22 protein-coding genes, 3 tRNA genes, 1 pseudogene and 1 other annotated feature are annotated in these 23,758 nt (G+C 62.5%); of the genes and pseudogenes, 10 read left to right on the top strand and 16 right to left on the bottom strand.

Going from position 1 to position 23,758, the window contains the following annotated elements:
• Positions 1-442: 442 nt before the first annotated feature.
• The 5 genes from J7359_RS18620 to J7359_RS18600 all read right to left on the bottom strand — a co-directional run bounded on the left by J7359_RS18620 (position 443) and on the right by J7359_RS18600 (position 6,403).
• A tRNA-Gly gene (locus J7359_RS18620) sits at positions 443-516 on the bottom strand.
• A gap of 88 nt (positions 517-604) precedes the next feature.
• Positions 605-1,204 (bottom strand): aminotransferase class IV family protein, encoded by a 600-nt coding sequence (locus tag J7359_RS18615; RefSeq protein WP_348524422.1) that lies wholly within the window; start codon positions 1,202-1,204, stop codon positions 605-607.
• Positions 1,205-1,206: 2 nt separating this feature from the next.
• The gene (locus tag J7359_RS18610) at positions 1,207-2,334 is read right to left on the bottom strand and encodes an aminodeoxychorismate synthase component I (RefSeq protein WP_209059163.1); all 1,128 of its coding nucleotides are present in this window, start codon (positions 2,332-2,334) and stop codon (positions 1,207-1,209) included.
• Positions 2,331-5,792 carry a transcription-repair coupling factor gene (gene mfd, locus J7359_RS18605; RefSeq protein ID WP_209059152.1) on the bottom strand — a complete coding sequence of 1,154 codons (3,462 nt, stop codon included), beginning with the start codon at positions 5,790-5,792 and terminating at the stop codon, positions 2,331-2,333. The genes J7359_RS18610 and mfd overlap by 4 nt, the downstream gene beginning before the upstream one ends.
• Before the next feature lie 38 nt (positions 5,793-5,830).
• A complete protein-coding gene (locus J7359_RS18600) occupies positions 5,831-6,403 on the bottom strand; it encodes a hypothetical protein (RefSeq protein WP_209059149.1) in 573 nt (190 codons plus the stop codon).
• Positions 6,404-6,504: 101 nt separating this feature from the next.
• On the opposite strand from J7359_RS18600, the gene hemB reads away from it, so the two are divergent.
• Together hemB and J7359_RS18590 are read left to right on the top strand one after the other, a co-directional pair.
• Positions 6,505-7,500 carry a porphobilinogen synthase gene (gene hemB / locus J7359_RS18595; RefSeq protein WP_209059146.1) on the top strand — a complete coding sequence of 332 codons (996 nt, stop codon included), beginning with the start codon at positions 6,505-6,507 and terminating at the stop codon, positions 7,498-7,500.
• Between the two features lie 89 nt (positions 7,501-7,589).
• Positions 7,590-8,189: a YSC84-related protein gene (locus tag J7359_RS18590; protein ID WP_209059177.1), complete on the top strand. Its 600-nt coding sequence runs from the start codon at positions 7,590-7,592 to the stop codon at positions 8,187-8,189.
• 66 nt (positions 8,190-8,255) lie between these two features.
• Here the strand turns inward: J7359_RS18590 and J7359_RS18585 are convergent, their stop codons facing one another.
• On the bottom strand, positions 8,256-8,900 hold the full coding sequence (locus tag J7359_RS18585; protein WP_209059143.1) for a GntR family transcriptional regulator: 645 nt from the start codon (positions 8,898-8,900) through the stop codon (positions 8,256-8,258).
• Positions 8,901-8,931: 31 nt separating this feature from the next.
• Complete coding sequence (locus J7359_RS18580) at positions 8,932-9,618, bottom strand: SprT family zinc-dependent metalloprotease (protein WP_247740526.1); 687 nt, start codon at positions 9,616-9,618, stop codon at positions 8,932-8,934.
• A 97-nt stretch (positions 9,619-9,715) separates the two neighbouring features.
• Here J7359_RS18580 and J7359_RS18575 point away from each other — a divergent pair, with 97 nt between their 5' ends.
• Together J7359_RS18575 and J7359_RS18570 are read left to right on the top strand one after the other, a co-directional pair.
• A complete protein-coding gene (locus tag J7359_RS18575; RefSeq protein ID WP_209059138.1) occupies positions 9,716-10,030 on the top strand; it encodes an FYDLN acid domain-containing protein in 315 nt (104 codons plus the stop codon).
• 208 nt (positions 10,031-10,238) lie between these two features.
• Positions 10,239-10,314: transfer RNA gene (locus J7359_RS18570), tRNA-Ala, on the top strand.
• A gap of 168 nt (positions 10,315-10,482) precedes the next feature.
• Here J7359_RS18570 and J7359_RS18565 read toward each other — a convergent pair.
• Positions 10,483-11,753 (bottom strand): annotated as a pseudogene (locus J7359_RS18565) (IS3 family transposase).
• Positions 11,314-11,430 (bottom strand) — a sequence feature (AL1L pseudoknot). It overlaps the preceding pseudogene by 117 nt.
• Before the next feature lie 20 nt (positions 11,754-11,773).
• On the opposite strand from J7359_RS18565, the gene J7359_RS18560 reads away from it, so the two are divergent.
• Positions 11,774-12,100 (top strand): hypothetical protein, encoded by a 327-nt coding sequence (locus tag J7359_RS18560; RefSeq protein ID WP_209059136.1) that lies wholly within the window; start codon positions 11,774-11,776, stop codon positions 12,098-12,100.
• Between the two features lie 138 nt (positions 12,101-12,238).
• Here J7359_RS18560 and J7359_RS18555 read toward each other — a convergent pair whose 3' ends face one another.
• Positions 12,239-12,439 carry a hypothetical protein gene (locus J7359_RS18555; protein WP_209059134.1) on the bottom strand — a complete coding sequence of 67 codons (201 nt, stop codon included), beginning with the start codon at positions 12,437-12,439 and terminating at the stop codon, positions 12,239-12,241.
• Positions 12,440-12,720: 281 nt separating this feature from the next.
• Between J7359_RS18555 and J7359_RS18550 the strand changes: the two genes are divergently transcribed.
• Positions 12,721-13,266, top strand: a complete 546-nt coding sequence (locus tag J7359_RS18550; protein WP_209059132.1) for a recombinase family protein — start codon at positions 12,721-12,723, stop codon at positions 13,264-13,266.
• Positions 13,267-13,301: 35 nt separating this feature from the next.
• Here the strand turns inward: J7359_RS18550 and J7359_RS18545 are convergent, their stop codons facing one another.
• The 5 genes from J7359_RS18545 to pdxH all read right to left on the bottom strand — a co-directional run bounded on the left by J7359_RS18545 (position 13,302) and on the right by pdxH (position 16,997).
• Entirely contained in the window at positions 13,302-14,390 is a 1,089-nt protein-coding gene (locus tag J7359_RS18545) for a hypothetical protein (RefSeq protein WP_209059130.1), read from the bottom strand.
• 567 nt (positions 14,391-14,957) lie between these two features.
• A tRNA-Pro gene (locus tag J7359_RS18540) sits at positions 14,958-15,034 on the bottom strand.
• A gap of 43 nt (positions 15,035-15,077) precedes the next feature.
• Entirely contained in the window at positions 15,078-15,563 is a 486-nt protein-coding gene (locus J7359_RS18535) for a DUF192 domain-containing protein (protein WP_209059127.1), read from the bottom strand.
• 58 nt (positions 15,564-15,621) lie between these two features.
• Entirely contained in the window at positions 15,622-16,224 is a 603-nt protein-coding gene (locus J7359_RS18530) for a cold shock domain-containing protein (RefSeq protein ID WP_209059124.1), read from the bottom strand.
• A gap of 170 nt (positions 16,225-16,394) precedes the next feature.
• Positions 16,395-16,997 carry a pyridoxamine 5'-phosphate oxidase gene (gene pdxH / locus J7359_RS18525; RefSeq protein ID WP_209059116.1) on the bottom strand — a complete coding sequence of 201 codons (603 nt, stop codon included), beginning with the start codon at positions 16,995-16,997 and terminating at the stop codon, positions 16,395-16,397.
• 79 nt (positions 16,998-17,076) lie between these two features.
• On the opposite strand from pdxH, the gene fabI reads away from it, so the two are divergent.
• The 4 genes from fabI (at position 17,077) to J7359_RS18505 (ending at position 20,137) form a co-directional block, all read left to right on the top strand.
• A complete protein-coding gene (fabI, locus tag J7359_RS18520) occupies positions 17,077-17,910 on the top strand; it encodes an enoyl-ACP reductase FabI (protein WP_209059109.1) in 834 nt (277 codons plus the stop codon).
• A gap of 1 nt (position 17,911) precedes the next feature.
• Complete coding sequence (locus tag J7359_RS18515; RefSeq protein ID WP_209059099.1) at positions 17,912-18,526, top strand: LysE family translocator; 615 nt, start codon at positions 17,912-17,914, stop codon at positions 18,524-18,526.
• Between the two features lie 12 nt (positions 18,527-18,538).
• A complete protein-coding gene (gene gpt, locus J7359_RS18510; protein WP_209059087.1) occupies positions 18,539-19,039 on the top strand; it encodes a xanthine phosphoribosyltransferase in 501 nt (166 codons plus the stop codon).
• 234 nt (positions 19,040-19,273) lie between these two features.
• Complete coding sequence (locus J7359_RS18505) at positions 19,274-20,137, top strand: PRC-barrel domain-containing protein (RefSeq protein WP_209059084.1); 864 nt, start codon at positions 19,274-19,276, stop codon at positions 20,135-20,137.
• A 100-nt stretch (positions 20,138-20,237) separates the two neighbouring features.
• Here the strand turns inward: J7359_RS18505 and trpE are convergent, their stop codons facing one another.
• Complete coding sequence (gene trpE / locus J7359_RS18500; RefSeq protein WP_209059081.1) at positions 20,238-21,740, bottom strand: anthranilate synthase component I; 1,503 nt, start codon at positions 21,738-21,740, stop codon at positions 20,238-20,240.
• The gene (locus tag J7359_RS18495) at positions 21,740-23,704 is read right to left on the bottom strand and encodes a peptidylprolyl isomerase (protein ID WP_247740525.1); all 1,965 of its coding nucleotides are present in this window, start codon (positions 23,702-23,704) and stop codon (positions 21,740-21,742) included. The genes trpE and J7359_RS18495 overlap by 1 nt, the downstream gene beginning before the upstream one ends.
• Between the last annotated feature and the right edge of the window lie 54 nt (positions 23,705-23,758).

The following is a 23,758-nucleotide window of genomic DNA, read 5'->3' as shown; positions in this document are numbered from 1 at the left end:
GGCCACGACCGCCAACCGGGAGAACCTCCAATGTAGTCTCCATGGAGAAAATCCATTCCAACAATCACCAAGGTCCAAAGAACCGATCAGGATGAGAGCCGGAAGGTGGGGCGCTGAAGACGCTTACATTGCAGACCCACTGTCTCGCAAGAAGTCTGGAGTCCGGACTGAACAAACAGTCATCACACAGCATCCGCAAGGCGGCGGATCACCTCTTGGCCGGGGGGGGGGGTGATCGCGATACCGGATCATGACGGTGGACGGACACACTCGGGCGAAGATGTCAGAGAACTATCTCAAAAGGGGTCGAGCCTTGGCGTCTGGCGCGGGACGCAATCTCCGCGCAGAGGGTCATGGGCTGGTAAAGTTTCGCACGAGTGTGTCGGGCACGGGCCATCTTGTCGAACAGCGGCCTGATATCATCGAACAGCAAATCTTAGGATGGAGCGGGTGAAGGGAATCGAACCCTCGTCATCAGCTTGGGAAGCTACTGCTCTACCATTGAGCTACACCCGCAACGGCGATTTGAATACCGTCCGGCGACGTTCAGTGCAAGCCGCATCTGGGTTGCAAGCGACATTTGTTCGCGCAAGGCAATGACGGATCAGGACCGCACCAGCCGAAGCGGGATCAACCCGCGCAGCGCGTTTCCGCAAAACAGATCGCCCTTTGACAGGTCATCGGGCATCAGCACCTGTTCCGATGCCGCCCCCGTCGCCAGCAAAGATGCCCGCAGAACGCCGGGCAGCAGGCCGCAATGCAGCGGCGGCGTCAGCAGCGCATCGCCGCGCCGCAAGAACAGGCTGGTGATGCTGCCTTCGCAGACTTCGCCGCGCTGGTTCAGCAGGATCGCCTCGTCGCAGCCGTCGCGCAGCGCCGCGCGGGCGCCGTCATAGACCGGGCGGTGGGAAGACTTTATCCGCAGCCAGGGATCGTCGCTGTCCAGACGCATCGGGGAAAACTGCGCGCGCCAGAAGGATGGATTTGCAGGCAAAGGCTGATGCGCGACCCGCGCGCGACCGGCGGCATCGACGGCAAGCCGCACACGCAGGACCACGCCACCCGGCAGGCCCTGAAGGGCTGTGGCGACAGCATCTTCGTCCAGCGGAAATCCGACTGTGGCGCATCCGTACCGCAGCCTTTCAAGATGACGCGACCACAAGGGGATCCTGCGATCCGGCTCGGCGCGCATTGTCTCGAACACGGTCAGGTCTTCGGGGACAGGTCCAGAAATGCCGATTTGCACAACGCTTCCTCCCATTCGGATCCCGCGCGGCTGTCATGGGTGATGCCGCCGCCGACATTCAGCCGCAGCCGCCCCGGCGCCGTCATCACCGGCGTCCGTATGGCGACGCCAAAGCGCATCGGCCCGGACGGGTCCAGCCAGCCGATCGCCCCGCAATAGACGCCGCGCGCCGCCCCTTCCAGTTCGGCGATGATTTCCATGGACCGGATCTTGGGTGCACCCGTGATGGAGCCACAGGGAAACAACGCCTGCAGAATATCGGCGAAGCGTGCATCCGGGGTCAACTGGCCCCGCACCGTCGATGTCATCTGATGAACGGTCGCATAGGGTTCGATCTGGAACAGGCGCGGCACATGCACGCTGCCCGGTACACAGACCCGGCTGATGTCGTTGCGCAGCAGATCGACGATCATCAGGTTCTCGGCCCTGTCCTTGGGCGATCGTTCCAGCGCGGCAGCAGCCGCCGCGTCATCGGCAGAGTTCGCGCCGCGAGGCGCCGTGCCCTTCATCGGTCGTGTTTCGATCCGGCGTTCGGCGTCCACCGCAAAGAACAGTTCCGGACTGCGCGACAGCACCACAGCCCCCCCCAGATCCACAAAGACCCCCTCGCCCACCGGCTGACGCGCGCTCAGCGCGGCGTGGATCGCCAGCGGATCGCCAGTGCAGTCGCACTGCATCGGAAAGGTCAAGTTGATCTGATAAGTATCGCCCGCCTCGATATAGCGATGCACGGCGGAGATGGCGGCATCATATCGCTGCCGGTCCCACAGCGGGCGCGGCGCCGAGATGCGCACATCGGCCGTGTCAGGCAGCGGCGGCGCCGGGTGCGGTGCGTCAAACACCCCCATCAGGATCAGCGGCATATCGCGTGACGCCGGCATCAGCGGGGCCAGTTTCGGCGTCAACGCATAGCCAAGCTCATAGGACAGATAACCGGCCAACCAGCAGCCGCGCGCACGTGCGGCCTCGATCGCGGCTAGTGCCGGAACGACGCCCGCGGCAGTGTCGGCACGGATGATCGTCTGAGGCCGCGCAAACAGCGTGCCGCCGGGCAGCGGGCCGTGATCGAACCTGACCTGTCCGGTCATGATCCGGTCTTTTCGGCGACCGCCTTCGCCTTGGCGGCAAGGTCGCGGACGATGGCGAAGGCGCCCTTGATGCGATCCGCGTCCGTGGCCCAATCGCGGCGAATGACGATCTTGTTGTCGGTGACCTTGGCCAGCCCGCGCTGATCGGTCAGGAACTCGACCAGACCCGCAGGGTTCGGGAACTTGTCGTTGTGGAACTGCACCGTCGCGCCCTTTGGACCCGCATCCAGTCGAGCAACCTGGGCGCGCTTGGCCATCGCCTTGATCCGGATGACCAGCAGCAGGGTGTTCACCTCGCGCGGCAACTTGCCGAAGCGGTCGATCAACTCGGCCGCGAAACCTTCCAGCTCGACCTTGGTAGTCAGTTCGGCCAGCCGCCGATACAGCCCCAGCCGCACGTCCAGATCGGGGATATAGCTTTCCGGGATGGTGACCGGAACGCCCAGGTTCAGCTGGGGTGCCCATTCGTCCTCGGGCGTGCCCTCGATCTCGCCGGATTTCAGCTTGGCGATCGTCTCTTCCAGCATCTGCTGGTACAACTCGAACCCGACCTCCTTGATATGGCCTGACTGCTCCTCGCCCAGAAGATTGCCGGCACCGCGCAGGTCCAGGTCCTGGCTGGCAAGGTTGAACCCGGCCCCCAGCCCGTCGATGGATCCCAGGAACTTGAGCCGCCTCATCGCCTGAGGGGTCAGCGGCTGACGCGGTTTCGTCGTCAGATAACAATAGGCGCGGGTCTTGGACCGCCCCACCCTGCCGCGGATCTGGTAAAGCTGGGCAAGGCCGAACATGTCCGACCGCCAGATGACCATGGTGTTCGCGGTCGGGATATCCAGCCCCGATTCCACGATCGAGGTCGCCACCAGCACGTCATGGCTGCCGTCGTAGAAGGCGTTCATGCGCTGGTCCAGATCGCCCGCCGCCAGCTGGCCATGGGCCACGATATAGCTGACTTCGGGCATGTTCTCGGTCAGCCAGTGTTCGACATCGGGCAGGTCGGTCAGGCGCGGGACGACGAAGAAGCTTTGTCCGCCGCGGTATTTCTCGCGCAACAGCGCCTCTCGGATCGTCACGCTGTCGAATTCGCTGACATAGGTGCGGATCGCCAGACGGTCGACCGGCGGCGTGCCGATGACCGACAGGTCGCGCACGCCCGTCAGCGACAGTTGCAACGTGCGCGGGATCGGCGTGGCTGTCAGCGTCAGCACATGAATGTCGCTGCGCAGTTCCTTCAGCCGTTCCTTGTGGGCGACGCCGAAATGCTGCTCTTCGTCGATGACAAGAAGCCCCAGACGCTTGAACCGCACCCCCTTGGCCAGCACGGCATGAGTGCCGACCACGATATCGACGGTGCCGTCGGCCAGCCCCTCGCGGGCTTTCGCGGCGTCCTTGGTCCCGACAAAGCGCGACAGCGGCCGCACCGTGATCGCGGTGCCGCGAAACCGTTCGGCGAAGGTCCTGAAATGCTGACGCGCAAGCAGCGTCGTCGGCGCGACGACCGCCACCTGCATGCCCTGCGAGGCGGCGATGAAGGCGGCGCGCATCGCCACCTCGGTCTTGCCGAAGCCGACATCGCCGACCACGAGCCGGTCCATCGGCCGGCCCGCCTGCAGATCCTCGACCACGTCCTCGATCGCGGCCATCTGATCGTCGGTCTCGCTGTAGGGAAAGCGGGCCGAGAATGCCTGCCAGTCGTGGTCCTCGGGTTCCAGCACGGGGGCGGGCCGCAGCAGTCGTTCGGCCGCCACCCGCATCAGCTTGTCCGCGATCAGCCGGATGCGTTCCTTCAGACGTGCCTTGCGGGCCTGCCACGCACCGCCGCCAAGCCGGTCCAGCAACCCTTCTTCGTGACCATAGCGGGACAGCAGTTCGATATTCTCGACCGGCAGGAACAGCCGGTCGCCGCCCGCGTATTCCAGTGCCACGCAATCATGCGGCACACCGGCGGCGGTGATGGTTTCCAACCCCTTGTAGCGCCCGATGCCGTGTTCGACATGGACGACCAGATCGCCCGGCGTCAGGCTGGTGGTGTCCTGCAGGAAATTCTCGGCCCGGCGGCGCTTTTTGGCGCCCCGGATCAGCCGATCGCCCAGCACGTCCTGTTCCGAAATCACCGCGATGGCGCCAAGCGCCTGACCTTCTGCGACAAACCCTTCGTCCAGGGGCCAGACCGCAAGGCCGATGGCGCCGGGCGTTTCTGGCAGGTCACGCAGATCGTCAACAGGCTGCGCCCCGGTCAGACCTTCATCGGCCAGCAGGCCGGACAAGCGATCCCGGGCACCGTCAGAAAAACTGGCCAGGATCACCCGATGATCGCGGGAAAGAACCTTCACATGATCCGCAAGGGCCTTGAATAGATTTATCTGTTCCGTCTGCCGTTCGGGCGCGAAGTTGCGGCCCGGTCGCCCCCCTGCATCCAGCACGCCCGGTCCCGGTGGATGTGCCAGAACCGAAAGCCGCAGGACGCGATGCGCCGCAAGCCACGCCGTCCACTGGGCCTCGGTCGGAAACATCTCGTCGGGCGGCACCGGTTTATAGACCGTGTCGCTGCGGGCCTTGGCGGCCAACGCGGCCTTGCGCGCCTCGAACTGTTCGCGGATCATCTCGCGCCGCGCGTCGATCACCTGCCCGACATGGTCGTCCAGCACGACGGACGCGCCGGGCAGATAGTCGAACAGGCTTTCCATCCGGTCGTGAAACCACGGCAGCCAGTGTTCGGTGCCCGACATCTTGCGACCCGCGCTGACGCCCTCGTACAGCGGATCGTTGGTTCCACCGCCATATTCGGCGCGATAGTTCTGGCGGAACCGGGTGATCGCCGCCTCGTCCAGGATCACCTCGGACATCGGCGCGATCTCGACACGCGACAGCTTTTCGGTCGTGCGCTGGGTCTCGGCGTCAAATCGCCGCGCACCGTCCAGAACATCGCCGAACAGATCCAGCCGGACGGGGCCCATCTCACCCGGTGGATAGATGTCGATGATGCCGCCCCGGATCGCGTAGTCCCCAGGTTCGGTCACCGTCGGGGACTGGACAAAGTCCATGCGGACCAGGAAATCGCGCAACGCGGCCTCGTCGATGCGATCGCCGACCCGGGCCGCGAAGCTGGCGCCAGCGACCAGATCACGCGCCGGCACGCGCTGCAGCACCGCATTCAGCGTGGTCAGCAGGACGAACGGCCCCTTGATCGCCCCCTGCGCCAGACCGGCCAGCGTCGCCATCCGCGCGGCCTGGATATCGGGCGACGGCGACACGCGGTCATAGGGCGTGGTGTCCCAGGCGGGGAAATCCAGCACCGGCAGGCCCGGCGCAAGAAAGGCCAGCGCTGCGCGCATCGCGACCATGCGGCGATCATCGCGCGCAATATGGATGATCGGCTGGCCGCGAGCCGCTTCACGCGCGATCAGCGCCGCGTCATAGCCCTCGGGGGCGCCTGAAAGGATCAACTGGTCCGGCATGTTGGGTCAGGTAAAGCGCAGCGCGACGGTGTCAAGTGTCACAGCCCATTGGGGTGCATCAACCCCCATAACGTCCCCCACAAAGCGGTCACTGCGACAGCGGCGGCGGCAAGCATCGTGACAATGCGGCGGTGACGGATCATCAGACGCACTGCCTCGGCGCCGACGCTGGCAACCGGCCGCTCTCCTCGCTCGGCTTCATCAAGCAACGGGATCAGCCTGCCGGCAAGGCGAACGCGCAACCAGAACAGGATCAGAAACGGGGTCAGCAGAAACGTCAGCGCCTGTGCCATCTCCAGTCCATAGCGGAATCCGAACACCGCAAGCGAGGTCAGCAGAAACGCAGTGACCCCCAGAAAGGCTGCGCCTTCGTGCGGCCCAAGGCGCCACCGGGGCAACGTCAGCGACAGCCAGTCCAGCAGGGTGATGACGGACGCGTGCTCGGCCTCGCCGGCCTTCTGGGCGCGGTGGGCGCGGCTGACCACCTCGGTGGGCACGCCCAGCACGCTGCGCCCCGTCACCGACCACATCCCGATCACCACCAGCCAGAACCAGATCGTCCCGAACGAGCGGTTGTCCAGAAAGCTGATGACTCCGTCGAATTGCGGCACGCCGGGGTTCCTTGTCCTTGGTCGCGCGCGACCTTAGAACGTTGTCACGCCAAGGGAAAGCAGTTGCCTGCACCCGCCTTACGCCGCGAAAGGATGCCGCCATGGCCAGCCCGATCATCGCCCCGTTTCCCGCCACGCGCCTGCGCCGGCTGCGGCGGACCGCCAATCTGCGCGCCATGGTCAGCGAGGTGAACCTGACCCCCGCCAACCTGATCTGGCCGATCTTCGTCACCGAAGTCGCGGGCGCCGAGGGCGAGATCGCCTCGATGCCCGGCGTCCAGCGCCTGACGCTGGACGGCGCCAAACGCGCGGCAGAACGGGCGGCACGGCTGAACATCCCCGCGATCTGCATTTTCCCCCATTCCGATCAGGGCCTCAAGACCGAGACCTGCGAACGCGCTTGGGATCCCGATAATATCGGCAACCGTGCGATCCGTGCCGTCAAGGAGACAGTGCCCGAGATGGCGGTGATGACCGACATCGCGTTGGACCCCTATAACGCGAACGGACATGACGGGATCGTGCGGGACGGCGAGATCCTGAACGATGAAACCGTCGAGGCGCTGGTTCGCATGGCACTGGCACAGGCCGAGGCAGGTGCGGACATCCTTGGCCCCAGCGACATGATGGACGGACGCATCGGGGCGCTGCGCGGCGCGATGGAGACGGCGGGTCACAAGCATGTGGCGATCCTGTCCTACGCAGCCAAGTTCGCCAGCGCCTTCTATGGCCCGTTCCGCGACGCGGTCGGAGCCTCGGGGCGGCTGGTCGGCGACAAGAAGACCTATCAGGTCAACCCCGCGAACCGGGGCGAGGCGCTGCGCTGCGTGGCCCGGGATCTGGCCGAAGGCGCGGATATGGTGATGGTCAAGCCGGGCATGCCCTATCTGGATATCTGCCGGGCCGTGAAGGACGAATTCGGGGCGCCCACCTTCGCCTATCAGGTCAGCGGTGAATACGCGATGCTGGAAGGCGCGATCCGCAACGGCTGGCTGTCGCGCGATGCGATGACCGAAAGCCTGCTTTCGTTCCGCCGGGCGGGCTGCGACGGCGTGCTCAGCTATTTTGCGCCCACGGTCGCCGAAATGCTGGCATGAGGTCGCGCCCTCGCGTATCGTTGCGGCAAGCGGGCCGTCAGTGTCCGGTGTGAACCAAACGAGGCGACAAAATGAGCAAATCCAACATGATGAGCCGCCGTGGACTGCTGGCGACCGGTGGCGCGGCGCTGGCCCTGGCGGGGTGCAGCAATGCCGTGGGCAGCAATGCATCCGCACAGCTTGACGCGCGGGTTGACCAGACCCACCAGTATCTGTTGCAGACCTATCCAAACGCCGCGCCGATGATCCAGAACGCCAAGGGCGTGCTGTACATGCCCCTGATGACCGAGGCCGCGCTGGGAATCGGCGGGGCATATGGTCAGGGTGCGCTGCGCATCGGCGGCGCGACGGTGGATTACTATTCCGCAACCCAGGCGACTGTGGGCTTTCAGGCCGGTGGCCAGCAATACGCCCATGTGCTGATCTTCCAGACCGATCAGGCGCTGGCGGCGTTCCGTGCTGCGACCGGATGGGTCGCCGGGGCGGATGCGTATTACGCGATTCCGGCGGGCGGCACAAATCTGGGCGCGGACACGATCACGGCGCAGTATCCGGTGGTGGCGATGATCTTCGGTCAGTCCGGGCTGATGGCCGGTGCCGCGATCAGGGGCACCAAGTACACCCGCATCATCCCGTCGGGCCTGATCAATTTCGGCGGGCTGGGCCTGCCGCGCATGCAGCGGGGTTAAGCAGCGGCGCGCCGATGCAGCCGGCGCCGGTGCCAAACCGGCGTCGTGCCGGAATGATCCGAAAGGTCAGGCTGCGGTCAGGTGGCGCAGGCCGTGGGTCACGTCAGCCCTGATCGCCAGCCGCAATGCAGGTTCGTCGCCTGCCCGCAGCGCCGCCAGGATCATCCGGTGATGGCGCGGCGGCTCGTTGCGCTTTACCCGCCCATACAATGCGCGCATCGTCGGCCCCAACTGCAACCAGATCGTTTCGAGCATCGCCAGCATCGCGGGCGCCTGCGCGCGCAGATACAGCATCCGGTGAAAATCCAGGTTGCAGCGAATATAGCCGACCGCGTCATGGCGTTCGACCGCATCCGCGATCCGCGCGTTCATTTGGGCCAGACGCTCGATCAGTGCAAAATGCGCGCGCGGCAGGGCCCGCGCGGCCAGTTCCGGCTCGATCAGGGCGCGCAGCGCCGCCAACTCTTCGATCCGTTCGTCGGACAGTTCGGGCGTCGCGACCCGACCCGAGGCCGACAAACTCAGCGCCCCTTCCGCGACCAGCCGCCGCACCGCCTCGCGTGCCGGGGTCATCGAGACGTGATATTCTCGGGCAAGTCCGCGCAGGGTCAGCGCGGCGCCGGGTGACACCTCGCCCAGCATGATGCGGCTGCGAAGGCTGCGATAAAGACGCTCATGTGCGGCGGGATCTGCGGAACGGATTGCTGTCATGGCATATCTGTGATCACGAAACCGCGCCGGGTCAATCGCGGAATTTCCAGACCATCAGATCCGCACCGTTCTGCCTCAGCCAGGCGCGGTGCGGGCCATGGCCGGGCATCAACCGCTCGACCGTGGCCCAGAAGCGTGGCGAATGGTCCATATGCGCCAGATGGGCCACCTCGTGGGCGGCGACATAGTCCAGGACCTGGGGCGGCGCCATCGCCAGTCGCCACGAGAACATCAGCCGGCCATCCGCCGTGCAACTGCCCCAGCGCGACCGCGTATCGCGCAGCGAGATGGCGCGCACCTGCCGACCCAGCGCCGCCGCATGACGGTCGCAGGCAAGCCGCAGTCGATCATGGGCCAGATGCTTCAGATAGCCCTGCACGACCGGGCCGGGTGGCCTGCCCTGCGGGATCAGCAGCCGATCGGGCTCCAGCCGCGCCGCGCGCTCACTGGCGGGCATCAGCCGCCGCGGCAAGCCTTCGACCGGCAGCAGCACACCGGCCTCGACCCGCCTCGGCCCCGGCCGCCTTGCAGTTGCCTCGCGCAGCCAGCCCACCCTTGCCTCGGCAAAGGCAAGCCCCTCTGCCAGCGCGACGCGGGATGGCAGGGTCAGCACCGGGTCGCCGCCGTCGCGCGGCACACGCAGGATCATGCGCCGCGCACGCGCGGATCTTCGCAGCGCGATACGCAACCCGTCAGCAATCGTGATCGTCTCGTCCAAGCTTCCCGCTCCGCCGCATTAGAAAAGCCTTTGACACCCCCGCAAGCCTGTGGCACGGGATCGGCAAATTCCCTAATCGCGGCGGAAGGAGATTACCATGCCCAAAGAGGAATGGGGCACGAAACGCCTGTGCCCGCATTGTGCGACCCGCTTCTACGACCTCAGAAACGACCCGCTGACCTGCCCGGCCTGCGGAAACCAGTTCTCGCTTGAAAGTTTCAACGAGGGTCGTGGCAAGGCGCTGACCAGCGAGAAGACCGCGACGCAGCGGAACACCAAGACCAACGACGAAGAAGAAGATCTCGAGGACGAGGGCGGCGATCTGGACGATGATCTGCTGGACGACGACGATGACGACGGCGACGTGTCGCTGGACGAAATCGCTGACGTCGCGGATGACGACGAGGACTGACGCGTCCGCCCGAATCCGCCCCCATTTCAAAGCCTTCCAGACGCGGCCATTTCGGCCGCGTTTTCTTTTTCTTCAAAGAGTTAAACCGTGTCCCAAGTGGAAACCCAAGAAACATCTCTGCCGTCAGAATTTTCCGCTTGCACCCCGCAGCCCTGCCCCCTATACGACGCCCCACGCAGCGACGAACAACGTCCTGCAGACCTCCGGTGGGGCCATAGCTCAGTTGGTAGAGCGCTTGAATGGCATTCAAGAGGTCAGGGGTTCGACTCCCCTTGGCTCCACCAATGTTCCTCAGCAGCTTGAAATCTAACAAACTTCCTGCGATTGCTAGGGAAATTGGATATTTCGCCACGTAGAGGTGTTGCAGTGAAGAGGCTCGAAGCCGTGACTGGACACACACGCTTGGCCCGCCGTGAATCGCCCCGGGTCTGTCGGAGACCTATAGCTTCACTTTACGCGACAAGATCGAGCATGTCGCGCTGAGCATAGAAGTTCAGTTCTGCCTCTGCTGGCGGGATGTTTCCGATCGGGCCAAGCAGGCGCCTGTTGTTGAACCAATCGACCCATCCGAGGGTGGCCATTTCCAGATCCTGCATATTGCGCCACGGTCCCTGGCGATGGACCAGTTCGGTTTTGTAGAGGCCATTGATCGTTTCAGCGAGGGCGTTGTCATAAGAATCGCCGACGCTTCCGACGGAGGGTTCGATGCCTGCTTCGGCTAAACGCTCGGTGTATCGAATAGATAAATACTGCCCGCCGCGGTCGGAATGATGGATCAATCCGCCCTTCTGAACAGGCCGTCGATCATGCAGAGCTTGCTCGAGGGCATCGAGAACAAACTCTGTCTTGGCAGACCGCGAGACCCGCCAGCCCACGATGCGATCAGCAAAGGTGTCGATGACGAAGGCCACATAAACAAAGCCCTGCCACGTGGATACGTAAGTGAAGTCGCTGACCCAGAGCAGGTTCGGGGCAGGCGCCCGGAACACTCGGTTCACCTTGTCGCGCGGACAGGGTGCTGACGTGTCAGGGTCCGTTGTTTTGATTACTTTTCCGCGCACAGCGCCACGGATGCCGATCTGTTTCATCAGACGGTCAACAGTGCAGCGCGCCAGCGCAAAGCCCTCGCGCTTCAGCTGATGCCATGCCTTGCGAACCCCATAGACCTGGTAATTCTCATCCCAGACCCGTTTGATCTCCGGGCAAAGCTCTCGGTCACGCTGATGGCGCGCTGAGGCTTTGGAGGGGTCCGTGCGGCACGCCAGCTGATGATAATAAGTTGACGGCGCAATCGGCAGCACTCTGCAGATTGACTCGACACCGTAAACAACGCGCCGATCATCAATGAAGGCGATCATCGCTTCAGTGGGCGGTCGAGTTCCGCCTGCGCAAAATACGCGTTCGTGGGTTCTCTCGGACCGATGGCGTTCACCCACTCACCCTTGCGGAGGATCTCATTGGCTTGGCGTAGTTCGCGAACCTCGCGTTCCAGTGCCTTGATCCGATCCCGTTCCTCAGTCGTCACGCCGTCGCGCATGCCGCTGTCCTTCTCGGCCTGCTTGACCCATTCGCGCAAGGTTTGCGGAATACATCCGATCTTCGGTGCAATGGCCGCAATCGCGCCCGCCTGCGTTTCGTAAGAGCCTTGATGCTCGAAGACCATCCGAACCGCACGCGCGCGGACCTCTGGCGAGTAGCGATTTGCCATTTTGCTTTTCGTCATAACCGTCATCCTTACTTAAGTTGACGGTCTCCGACAGACCCGGGGCGATTCAAGGAACCGTGACTTACAACGGCGACACGCTGCACCAGCGCCTTAAAAAGCTGGTCGAAAGCACTCAATACCGGCGCCTGCGCGACGACTTTAGCGACCCGACACTGGACCCGAGAGTGAAAGCGATGCGCCGCGTAATTGACGGGTATCGAGAGGCCGCCAAAAGGCAACTCATGGAAGAGAACCCGGAAATTCTGAAAGGTGTCAGGCGGCGAACTGTGGAAGCGGCAGAAGCCGGTCGGATGCGACGGAGCGGAATAAGTTCCTATGGTGCGCTTGCTGAGTTGGGGAAGTAGGACCGGCCACTTTTAGTCGCAAAATTCTCAGCGCCTTATCGTTAGATGAGGCAAACGTTTTCCCCCGTATAGCTGGCGCCGCACTACCAGTATCGCGAAAACGGGAAGGGGCGGGGGGGCTTCCCCGCCTCTTCCACATCACACTGAAGCGCGTGGCCCACATTCCCCATGGGAAAGCAAAAGCCTGAGATACATCACCTCTGTCTCCGCCTGTGTTGCCACGTGTGCAGCTTCATCAGCTGCCACTTCCAGCTCTCTAATCTGCGCTTCGCTTTCTTGAAGATCAGCCCACGCCTCAGCGGCTTGGTTGAGCAGTTCTTCGATTCGTTCTCGGATCATCAGGTTCCCCTTTGCGTTACCGCAAGGGCCAATACACATGCGTATGTGTATGGTTTCCCTTGTTTTAATTCGTAACACAACCGCAGATTGGTTTCTAGTCTGCTTCGCTGGCAGATCGGGAGTAACAGGTAACAACACATGCCGCGTGCATGTTAATGTCCGCTTTAGGTTTACCGTTCCCGGACATACCCATCGGACAATTCATGCGTCCGAATAGGGTTGACTTGAAGTTTATCGGACAATAGGCAGACATGGTCTAGACCCAAAAAGGACAGTCTGCCATGAAGACCTACGGCTATGCCCGCGTTTCCACTGCCGACCAAGACCTGACCATCCAACGCGAAGCATTGAAGGCAGCGGGCTGCGATGTGATCCGGGAAGAGAAGCGCAGCGGCACAAAGTTGGGTGGACGCGACGAGTTGCAGACCCTGCTAGAGTTCATGCGGGACGGCGACACGCTAGTTGTCACGCGGCTTGACCGCCTAGCGCGATCAATGGACGACCTAACTACCATTGCGCGTCAGCTTCAGGAGAGGGGCGTAACGCTTCGAGCTACAGAGCAGCCTGTGGACACAGGAAGCGCTGCTGGCAGAGCGTTCTTCCAGATGCTGGGGGTATTCGCGGAGTTCGAGACTAATCTGCGGAAAGAGCGGCAGGCTGAGGGGATTTCAAAAGCAAAAGCCGCAGGGGTCTATAAGGGGCGTAAGCCGACAATCAACGCGAGTGAGATAAAACGGCTTCGTGACGCCGAGGGTTTAGGAGCCACACAGATCGCGCGTAAGTTGAGGGTGGCTAGATCGTCCGTCTATCGAGTCTTGGCTGACTAAGTTAAGCTCTTGTGGGAGATGCTGCAACCATCCGTCTAATGGATGTGCTTCAACTGTTTCTTGAGCCACTTCTGTATTGAGGGTCCAAGAGTAACTTTCGAAATGGCAGCATTTACTCTGGGTTTTGTTGGCTTAAGTTGATCGGCTCCTATTCCGCGAGATGCACTCTCTTGCAAGAGATGCGTCGTTCTCTCCATCACTTGCAGCATGAGCTTTTGAGGCAGCTTAATTGGCGGCTCCTTGTGAACCAAAATGAGTGTCAATACAACGGTGAAATCCCAAAGAGCAATTACGTCATGGTCAGACCATCTTCTCATGTAAGGGCGGCGGTTATACTCTAGCTCCCACATTTTCTGTCGCGTAAGGGTGGCGGGAATTTCTTTTATCGGCGCAAACATTTGATTTCGGTCTGCCGTAAATGGTTGGCAGCCTGATGAAAAATCAGCCCATTGGTTGATCAGTGACTCTAGGAGCTTGTGAGCTTCGGCGGCTTCTCCAATGCCTGGACCGTGAATAACCGTAATTGGAAAGGTAACTTGTCCGTTTACATTTGTGGCATGGCGTTCAGTCAGATAGAGGACAGCATCAATGTTATGGTATTTCAGATTGCCATCCTCACCCTTTCTTCTGAGTTCTTTTTTTACGATATAAGTAATAATATGCGGATCGTATTCTGGAAAATCTTCGTTTAGCATTGCTACTAATCTTAGGCGGATTTCACTATTCGATTTCTCATAGTTGAATATCTGTTCTTGCGCCCTCTTGAGGTGATAAACGACCGCTCTTCCCAGCCGATCACCGAGAGTTCGATTAAGTTCTTCCCCTTGCTCCGCCGGAATTTTCTTAACAACTGAGCTGACCGGCCATTTTCCATAAAATCTCGGCCAGTTTCCTTTCGTCCTCCAAAGTTCGATTACATTAGAAAGTCTACCGGAAGGGGATGTCTCTAACGTTTTTATTTCGACAACTATAGCACCATTTAGGCATGCGTAGTCAGGGCGCTTTTCTTTATCTCCGTCCATGTCCAGTGAAATGCCTGACATCCTCTCTTCAAGGAACTTGATGAAGCGAGGCGTGAGAGGATCAGGACCGCCATTCCTTTCTATATGTTCGCCGAAGTCCATTGCCAGCCCTTCATGCTGTCTGGGTATGTCACTTTTTACAATGGATCATTTGGAACAGCTACGGCGAGAATTACGGCATCAGAGCCTCTCAGGGAAACCCAAGGGTGTTACATCGACATGTCACATTGACATCGCTGTTGCCCTGTTGCACCTTGTAAAAGCTAAGAAAAATGAAAATCGATAGCGCCTCCCCTTGGCTCCACCAATCATCCGAAAGTTGATAGATCATTCTCGACCGGCTAGCCGATCATCGCGCTGTGCCGCCCCCACGGGGCGAGATGTGTTGTTCCGGGTTGCGTTGAACTGAAGCGTACCAAGGCGCTGGCCTTGAAGCCACCCGGCCCGCTAAATTCGGCTGCCGCCTCTAAATTCGGCTGCCGCCTCGGACAATCGCCCTTGGAAAGACGCCATCCCGAAAACCGGAACACTCGACAGAACAGAGAGAACCTGGCAGTGGCGGGTTGCCGGGTTCAGGCATCCAAGACGCTCAGGATGTGACGCGCTTGCAGATCCTTCGGCCTTCGCTCAACGCCTGCGATTGGCAGGTCCCTCGATTGGGCCAAGTGCTGGTCGGGGCGAGAGGATTCGAACCTCCGACCTACGGTACCCAAAACCGTCGCGCTACCAGGCTGCGCTACGCCCCGACAGCGGTGCTTCTAGACCATGATCGCGGCGGTGGAAAGAGGGTTAGCGACAGGGCCAGGCGGCATTTGCCTGCGGGATCCGGGGATGCGCCATCACCTGCCCCGGCGACAGCCCAAGACGCGCCGCTTCACCTCCGGCGATCTCAAGCACCATCAGCCGTCTTGGATCGGGATCTCCGTTCACCGCGCCAGGGATCGGCGTCTCGTCCAGCGGACGCGCCTTGGCGTGGACGTGGCGGATCACACCCGTCCGGTCCAGAAAGATCATGTCCAACGGGATCAGCGTGTTGCGCATCCAGAACGACACCTCGCGCGCGCTGTCATAGATGAACAGCATACCCTCGCCTTCGGGCAGGTTGCGCCGGAACATCAAGCCCTGCGCGCGCTCATCTACATCATCCGCGATTTCGACCGCGATGCTGTTCTGCCCGGCGGGCGTCTGGAAGATCACCTTGTCCGGGGCGCAGGCTGCGGGCACGCGGGCCGCCGCCGAGGCCAGGCCGGGTGCCGCGATCAACAAAATCGCCATTGCAGAGGCAAGGACGACCGCGCCCGACCTTTGCTTTCGCGATCCGTCAGCGGAAACGCTATTCGGCGACATGAGCCAGAAAGTCATCCTGGTCCTGTTCCGGTTCATGTCCGGCGAAAGGGCCAAGGGCCAACTCACTTTCTTCACCACCACGATCCCAGCTTGTGATTTGGGCGGCCATCAGCCCGCGCGGCCCCTCGACCACGCGCATCCCGATCGCCTCGCCGATGGCAAGATCCGAGAAACCTGAATGGCGCAGGACCTCGATATGAATGAACACGTCGTCGGGATGGCCGAAGATATTCGCGAAGCCGAATCCCTTGCCCTTGTCGAACCATTTCACGCGGGCGGGACGCAACGGCAAAGCGTCCAGATTCTCGACCACGTCGCTGTCGAGATCGGCGATCGGTGGCGTACCGTCGGATTCGGGCGGCTCGATCTCAAGGACCTCAGAGGCCTGCAGCCCCCGTGTGGTGGGCTGAACCCAAGCCGTCACGCGAGACTGATCTGCGACCGAGCTGCGGCCGAAATTGCGCAAGACATTGGCGTGCAGAAGAATGTCAGGGCCACCATCGGCATTCAGGATGAAACCATAGCCCTTGGTCGGATCAAACCATTTGACCCGCCCCGAGACCAGCTTCATCCCACCATCGTCAGTCATGTTCTCACCACCATCGCGCACTCGCTACCCAGTCCCTCAACATTACGCTTTCAGGCGATCCGGTTCAAATGCTTTGAAAGCATGAATCTGCGCCCGAGAATGTCAAGAAATCAAGGTCTTCAACATACTCTACTTAAAAGTGTCGATCCGCGTGTCTTTTCGGTCAAGCCTTACGGATGCAATCTTCCGACATTCCAGCAAAGATCCGCCTCTTTTGTCCAACGAAACCGATCATGCAAGCGGAACGCTCCGTCACTCCAGAATTCGATCTGGACAGGCGTGATTCTGAAACCACCCCAGAAAGGCGGGCGCGGCGGTTTCGTTCCGTGGACCAGTCCCTGCCGCGCCGCCGCGGCCATCAGCGTCGTGCGGCTGTCCAGCGGCTGTGACTGCCGCGACGCCCAGGCACCGATGCGGCTTTGCAGTGATCTGCTGTCGTAATATTCATCCGCCTGCGGGCCATCCTCGCGCGTGACCGTGCCGCGCACGCGGATCTGCCGGCGCAGCGATTTCCAGTGCATCACGAACGCCGCCTTTCCCGAGGCCTCGATCTGTCGGCCCTTGGCGCTGTCATAGTTGGTGTAGAAGACGAATGCGTCGGCCTCGATCTCTTTCAGCAAGACCATCCGCACATCCGGTAGCCCCTCGGGATCGACGGTGGCCAACGCGATGGCGTTGGGATCGTTCGGCTCGCTGGCCTCGGCCTCGGCCAGCCAGGCGCGTGCGATGGAAAACGGGTCGTCGCCCGCAAAGATACCTGTCCGGTCGCTCATCTTCATCCCCTTGCGCTTGATGCGGCAGCATACTTGGCCTAATCACGTCTCGACGGGTTGAAAGCGCGAGGGGCAGCACATGTCAAGCGAGCAGCATACCGGCCTGATGGCCGGGAAACGCGGTCTCATCATGGGACTGGCCAATGACAAGTCGATTGCCTGGGGAATTGCCAAGGCACTGGCGGACGAAGGTGCCGATCTGGCGTTTTCGTATCAGGGCGAAGCGCTGAAGAAACGGGTCGATCCTTTGGCGGCACAATTGGGGTCGTCGCTGGTCCTGCCCTGCGATGTCGGGGACGAAAGCTCGATCGAACTGCTGTTCAACCGCCTCGACGAGGAATGGGGCAAGCTGGATTTCCTGGTCCACGCGATCGGCTTTTCCGACAAGGATCAGCTGCGCGGCCGCTATGCCGAGACCACGCGCGACAATTTCCTGAAGACGATGGACATCTCGGTCTTCTCGTTCACGTCCGTGGCCAAGCGGGCGGCGGCACTGATGCCGGACGGCGGCAGCATGGTGACGCTGACCTATTACGGCGCGGAACGTGTGATGCCGCATTACAACGTGATGGGCGTCGCCAAGGCCGCGCTTGAGGCAAGCGTGCGCTATCTGGCCGAGGATTTCGGCAAGGACGGCATCCGCGTGAACGCCATCAGCGCCGGACCGATCCGCACCCTCGCCGCCAGCGGCATCGGCGATTTCCGCTACATCATGAAGTGGAACGAGCTGAACGCCCCGCTGCGCCGCAATGTCACGCAAGAGGATGTCGGTAACTCGGCGCTGTATCTTCTGTCGCGGCTTGGCGCCGGCGTGACGGGCGAAACGCATCACGTCGATGCGGGCTATCATGTCGTGGGCATGAAGGCGGTCGATGCGCCCGATATCGCGGCAGCGGTGGAGCGCAAGGACTGACATGACGCTGGCGGCGCTGATCGCGGTCTATCTTGTGCATCTTGCGGCGGCAATTTCTCCGGGGCCCGCGGTCCTCATGGCGGCGCGCACCTCGCTTAGTCACGGCTTCGCACGCAGCGCGTGGCTGTCGGTCGGTCTTGGCCTTGGCGCCTGTATCTGGGCGGTGACGGCGCTGTTCGGGCTGGCCGTGCTGTTCCGTGTCGCCCCGGCGCTGCTGGTGGCGCTGAAGATCGGCGGCGCGATCTACCTGCTGTGGCTGGCCTTCAAGATCTGGCGCCATGCCGCCGACGGCATCGAGGACGACGCGAACCTGCATCAGGTGCGCGGCCGCGCCGCACTGGTCCGTCAAGGCATCGCCGTGCAACTGGCGAACCCCAAGCCCGCCGTGTTCTTCGGAACGATATTTCTGACGCTTGTGCCCCGCGATGCGCCGATCTGGGCACTGGCGGTGATCCTGCTGATGATCTTCGTGAACGATGCCGGCTGGAACATGATCGTCGGCCGCATTTTCGCCTTTCGCCGCAGCCGGGCGACCTATCTGAACCTGAAGACCGTGATCGATCGCGTGTTCGGCGGGTTGCTGGCCCTGTTGGGCCTGAAACTAGCCACGACCTGAGGAGTCCAACCCATGAATGACCGTTTGCCGCATGAAAAGGGGTTCCATGTCAGTTGGGACCAGCTGCACCGTGATGCCCGCGCGTTGGCGTGGCGGCTGGACGGAACCGACTGGCGGGCCGTCGTCGCGGTGACGCGCGGCGGGCTGGTCCCGGCGATGATCGTGGCGCGCGAACTGGATATCCGGACCATCGACACGATCTCGATCCGGTCCTACAAGGGCGTCGGGTCCGAGGCGGGTCAAGGCGCGCTGCAGGTCTTGAAGCGCCCGGACGATACGCTGATGCAGGATGGCGAGGGTATTCTTGTCGTCGATGACCTGGTCGATTCCGGTCGCACGCTGGAACTGATCCGCGAGATGTATCCCAAGGCGCATTTCGCCACCGTCTATGCCAAGCCGAAGGGCAAGCCGATGGTGCAAAGCTGGATCACCGAGGTCAGCCAGGATACCTGGATCTTCTTTCCTTGGGACATGGCGCTGCAATACGTCCAACCCTATCGCGGCGAGGATTGATGCGGTGTGGTCGGCAGGCTGGCGCCGACACGTTCACCGCTGATGGAACCAACGGATAAAAATAGGAAATTATTGGTTTCGTGCAAAATGAGGGTGGCTTGTGTGGCACCACCCGCGGCGGAATCCTGCTAGCATTTATCAATCGCAGGAACCGACCACATCCCCCGTTCATTGTCCTCCCGAAGCGCATCGCAGGGCCAACCTGCGGTCCGCGATGACAAACTGGAGGATATTATGCGTAAGCTTCTTCTGACCACCGCCTTCGTCATGCCGCTGTCGATGGGCGCAGCGTTCGCACAGGACGACGCCGCCACCACGACGCAAGATCCGGCCGCGTCCACGCAGCCGATGGATGGTGCCGGCACCGACCCGATGGCGAGCGACCCCGCAGCCGATCCTGCTGCAGGCGACATGGCCGCCGATCCGGACGCCGAAGCCGCCGAGCAGGCAGCGATGGAAGCCGAGGTCGCAGCCAGCGGAAAGGTTGCACAGCAGCAGGCCGCAAACGAACTGCGCCTTGACTGGATTACCGACGCGACCGTCACTTCTCCGGACGGCAGCTCGATCGGCGACATCAATGACCTGATCGTAGATGGCGAGAACGGCCAGATGATCGCAGCGGTTGTCGGCGTCGGCGGGTTCCTTGGCATCGGTGAAAAGCAGATCGCCCTGCCGTGGGATCAGTTGACCGTCAACTATGACGCGCAGGAAATCAGCAGCGACCTGAGCCAGGAAGAGGCCGACGCCGCCCCGGAATATGTTTTCCGTGATCGCGAGGACGCCCCCAGCGTCGCACCGGCAGGTGATGATGCGGGCATGGCGACCGATGACACCATGGCCCCTGCGGATGACTCGATGGCACCGGCGGACGACACCATGGCGCCCGCGGATGACACGATGGAACCGGCGGATGACACCATGGCGCCCGCAGATGACACGATGGCACCGGCAGACGATACCATGGCACCGGCCGAAGACGGAATGGCCCCTGCCGAAGACGGCGCGATGCCGGCGGACGGTGACACCATGGACGGCGAGCAGCCCGAATCGGACATGGAACCGATGGAAGGCGAAACCGAACAGCCGGCCAGCAACTGATCGGACCTGTCACACGCAGAAAGGGCGGCCATCTGGCCGCCCTTTTTTCATGGTAACGCGCGTGATTGCATCTAGGGGACGTGCTTGCAGACCAGCGCCGTCACTGATTGCCGCGAACAAACCGTGCTGCACCCTCGGCCGCCCGGCGAAGGGCGCGGCTTTTGTTGACGGTTTCCTGGAACTCCGCCTCGGGATCGCTGTCATAGACCACGCCGCCGCCCGCCTGAATATACAATGCCCGGTCCTTCACGACACCGGTGCGCAGCGCAATGCACATGTCCATCTCGCCATTCGCGGCAAAATAGCCGACCGCACCGGCATAAACGCCGCGTTTTTCGGGCTCCAACTCGTCGATGATCTGCATCGCCCGCACCTTTGGTGCGCCCGACACCGTGCCTGCGGGCAATCCGGCCAGCAGGGCTGACAAGGCGTCCTCGTCCTCGCGCAGTTCGCCCACGACATTCGACACGATATGCATCACATGGCTATAGCGCTCGATCGTGAACTGCTCGGTCGGGCGCACGGTGCCGGGTCGCGCGACGCGACCCACGTCGTTGCGGCCCAGATCCAGCAGCATCAGATGTTCGGCCAGTTCCTTCTGATCGCCCAGAAGATCGGCTTCCAGCGCGCGATCCTCGGCCTCGTCGGCGCCTCGCGGACGGGTGCCGGCGATCGGGCGGATGGTCACTTCGCCGTCGCGCAACCGGACCAGAATCTCGGGGCTGGCCCCGACAATCTGGAATCCACCCATGTTCAGGAAGAACATGAAGGGCGACGGATTGGTGCGGCGCAGGCTGCGATACAGGGCAAAGGGCGGCAGCGGGAAATCCATCCGCCAGCGCTGCGACGGCACTACCTGAAAGATGTCGCCCGCCCTGATATAGTCCTTGGCCTTCTCGACTGCAGCAAGATAGTCGGGCTTGGCGAAATTCGAGACCGGTTCACCGATCTGCGCGTCATGCCCCAGGGCGCGCGGCTCGGAGGGTTGCCGATCCAGCGACCGCAGCGCATCCATCACGCGTTCCGCCGCGCGGGCATAGGCGGCGCGCGCATCGCCGCCATCGTGCCATGCGGGCGCACACAGCGTCACTTCACCCTTGACGCCGTCCAGCACCGCCACGACCGAAGGCCGCATCAGCATCGCGTCGGGCAGATCCAGGGGATCGGGATTCACATCCGGCAGATGTTCCACAAGCCGGATCATGTCATAACCCAGATAGCCGAAAAGACCGGCCGCGACGGGCGGCACGCCCTCGGGCATGGCCTCGATGCGGCTTTCGGCGATCAGCGCGCGCAGACTGTCCAGTGCGGGACGATCATCCGGCTGAAAGTCGTCCGAAAAGCGGGCGCTGCGGTTGATGCGTGCCTGACCGTCGCGACAGTCCCAGATCAGATCCGGTTTCATGCCGACGATGGAATAGCGTCCGCGCACCTCGCCGCCGGTGACCGATTCCAGCATGAAGGACATCGGCGCGGCTTCTGCCAGTTTCAGCATCAGGCTGACAGGCGTGTCCAGATCGGCCGCCAGCCGGATCGTCACCAACTGGTTCTGCCCCGCCTTCCATCCCGCCTCGAAAGCCGGAAAATCGGGCGTCATCTCCATCACTGAACCTGCGCGTTGACGGCGTTGATGGCCTGCTGGTTCAGTCGCAAGCCGCCCTGACGCTGCGCCGCACGGGCGTAGTAATCGAAGATATCGGCCTGCAGCGACCCTTCCAGCCGGGCGCTGACCGCGTCCAGCACGCGCATTGCATCCTCACCTTCCAGATCCGCTTCGTGGACGGCATCAAGACAGACCAGGAACACGCGGTTTTCTGCCTCGACGATCTCGATCTCGCCGGGCTCGTCGATAGCGAAGGCGGTGGCGATCAGGTCCGACGGTACGCCGTCGATCCAGCCATCGCGGGTCAGGTCGGTTTCCGACGTCCAGCCCGGCATTTTCGCGGCAGGACCCGCCGTTTCCTGGCCTTCCGCGTCAGTCTGATCCGGCGCGGATTCGGGCGTTGCAACACGAGCCCCGGCGCCTTCGGGCGCGGGCGACACGACCGGGTTCGGCGATGCCGTCGAGCTGGCCTCGACCTTGCGCTCTTCGGCCAGCGCCAGCAGCTGACGCTGTATTTCGGCGGCACGCCAGTCTTCGGCCACCTCGTCACGGACCTCCTCGAACGGCCTCAGCGCGGGCGGCACGACCTCGTCCAGGCGCAGCGCGAAGACGCCGCCATCGTCCAGCCGGACCAGTTCCGGAAAGTCCTGCTGGGTCACGGCCGCCGCGCGGTCGCGGAATGCCTGATAGCCGGCAATGCTGCGTTCCGCCGGGGCTTCGCCCTGGGTCCAGTCGATCTGGCCAAGCTGCATCGCGGTTTCCTCGGCCAGCTGCTCCAGCGTGGCGCCACCTGCCAGCAGATCCTCGAACTCGCCGCTGCGATCGTCGATCATCCGGGTGGCGCGATCCAGCGCCGCTTCTTCGCGCAGGCCCTCGCGCGCCTCCTCGAAGCTGATATCCACCGGATCGAGAATCGCATTCATCGCAAACAGCGCCGGCCCAAGATCGGTATCCACAGGCCCCACGATGCCGGGCTGGTCAGCGGCAAAGACGGCTTCGCCCGCAGCACCCAGTTCCTCGCGAGTGACCTCGCCCAGATCGACATCCTCCAGCGTCAGGCCGCGCTCCAGCACGAAAGCCTCGAACGGAAAGTCGCCCGCGTCGATCGCCGCCTTGGCGGCCGCCGCATCGTCGCGGCTTGAAAACACCAACCGGCTGACCATGCGACGCTCGGGCTGGCGGTATTCATCGATATTGGCCTCGTAGGCATCGCGCAGCGCCTGTTCGTCCAGTGCCGCCTCTTCGCTCAGCATTTCGGGCGTCAGCCAGACATAGCTGATCCGGCGCATTTCCGGCGCGGTGAAACGATCGGCATTGGCTTGGTGCCAGGATTCCAGAGCCTCCTCGTCGGGATCTTCGACGGGCGATTGCAGGTCATCCTCGGTCAGTTCCACCCAGGACAGGTCGCGCGTCTCAAGCAGCCATTTCGCGGTCTGGTCCACCATCGCCTCGGGGGCGACCACGCCGCCCGCGACGGCGCGCTGCAGCAACAGCCGTGCCTCGTCCTTGCGCACGGCGGATTCGAACTCGGCCTCGGACATGCCCTGACGCTGCAGCACCTGCGCATAGGCGGTGCGGTCGAAATTCCCGTTCGGTCCCTTGAACGCATCGGCATTCAGAATTGACTGACGCACGCGGTCGTCGCCGACCGAAACGCCGATTAGACGTGCCTGTTCCTCTAGCGCGGCCCCGGTGAACAGCTGCGCCTGAACCGCCTGCGGCAGGCCAATGGCCTGCGCCTGCGCCATGGTGAAGGGCTGACCGGCCTGCTGCGAGTAGGCGTTGATTTCGTTGCGCAGGCTGCGGGCATATTCATCCGCGGTGACCTTGGTCTCACCGACGGACCCGATCTCGGTGCGGCCTCCGGAAAAGCTGGTCACGCCGAAACCGCCCAACCCCAGGATCAGAAGCCCCATCAGGATCCAGACGATCGTCGATTTTCCGTGCGTGCGCAGGTTCTTCATGGCGCGGCCTTCCTTGCGGGTCGTGTCCTGCCGTCTTTATGACGGCGACCGCCG

Source organism: Paracoccus sp. R12_2, from assembly GCF_017744015.1.
Classification (GTDB): domain Bacteria; phylum Pseudomonadota; class Alphaproteobacteria; order Rhodobacterales; family Rhodobacteraceae; genus Paracoccus.
Note: the sequence above shows the minus strand (reverse complement) of the source record. Positions and strands in the feature narration are given on the sequence as shown.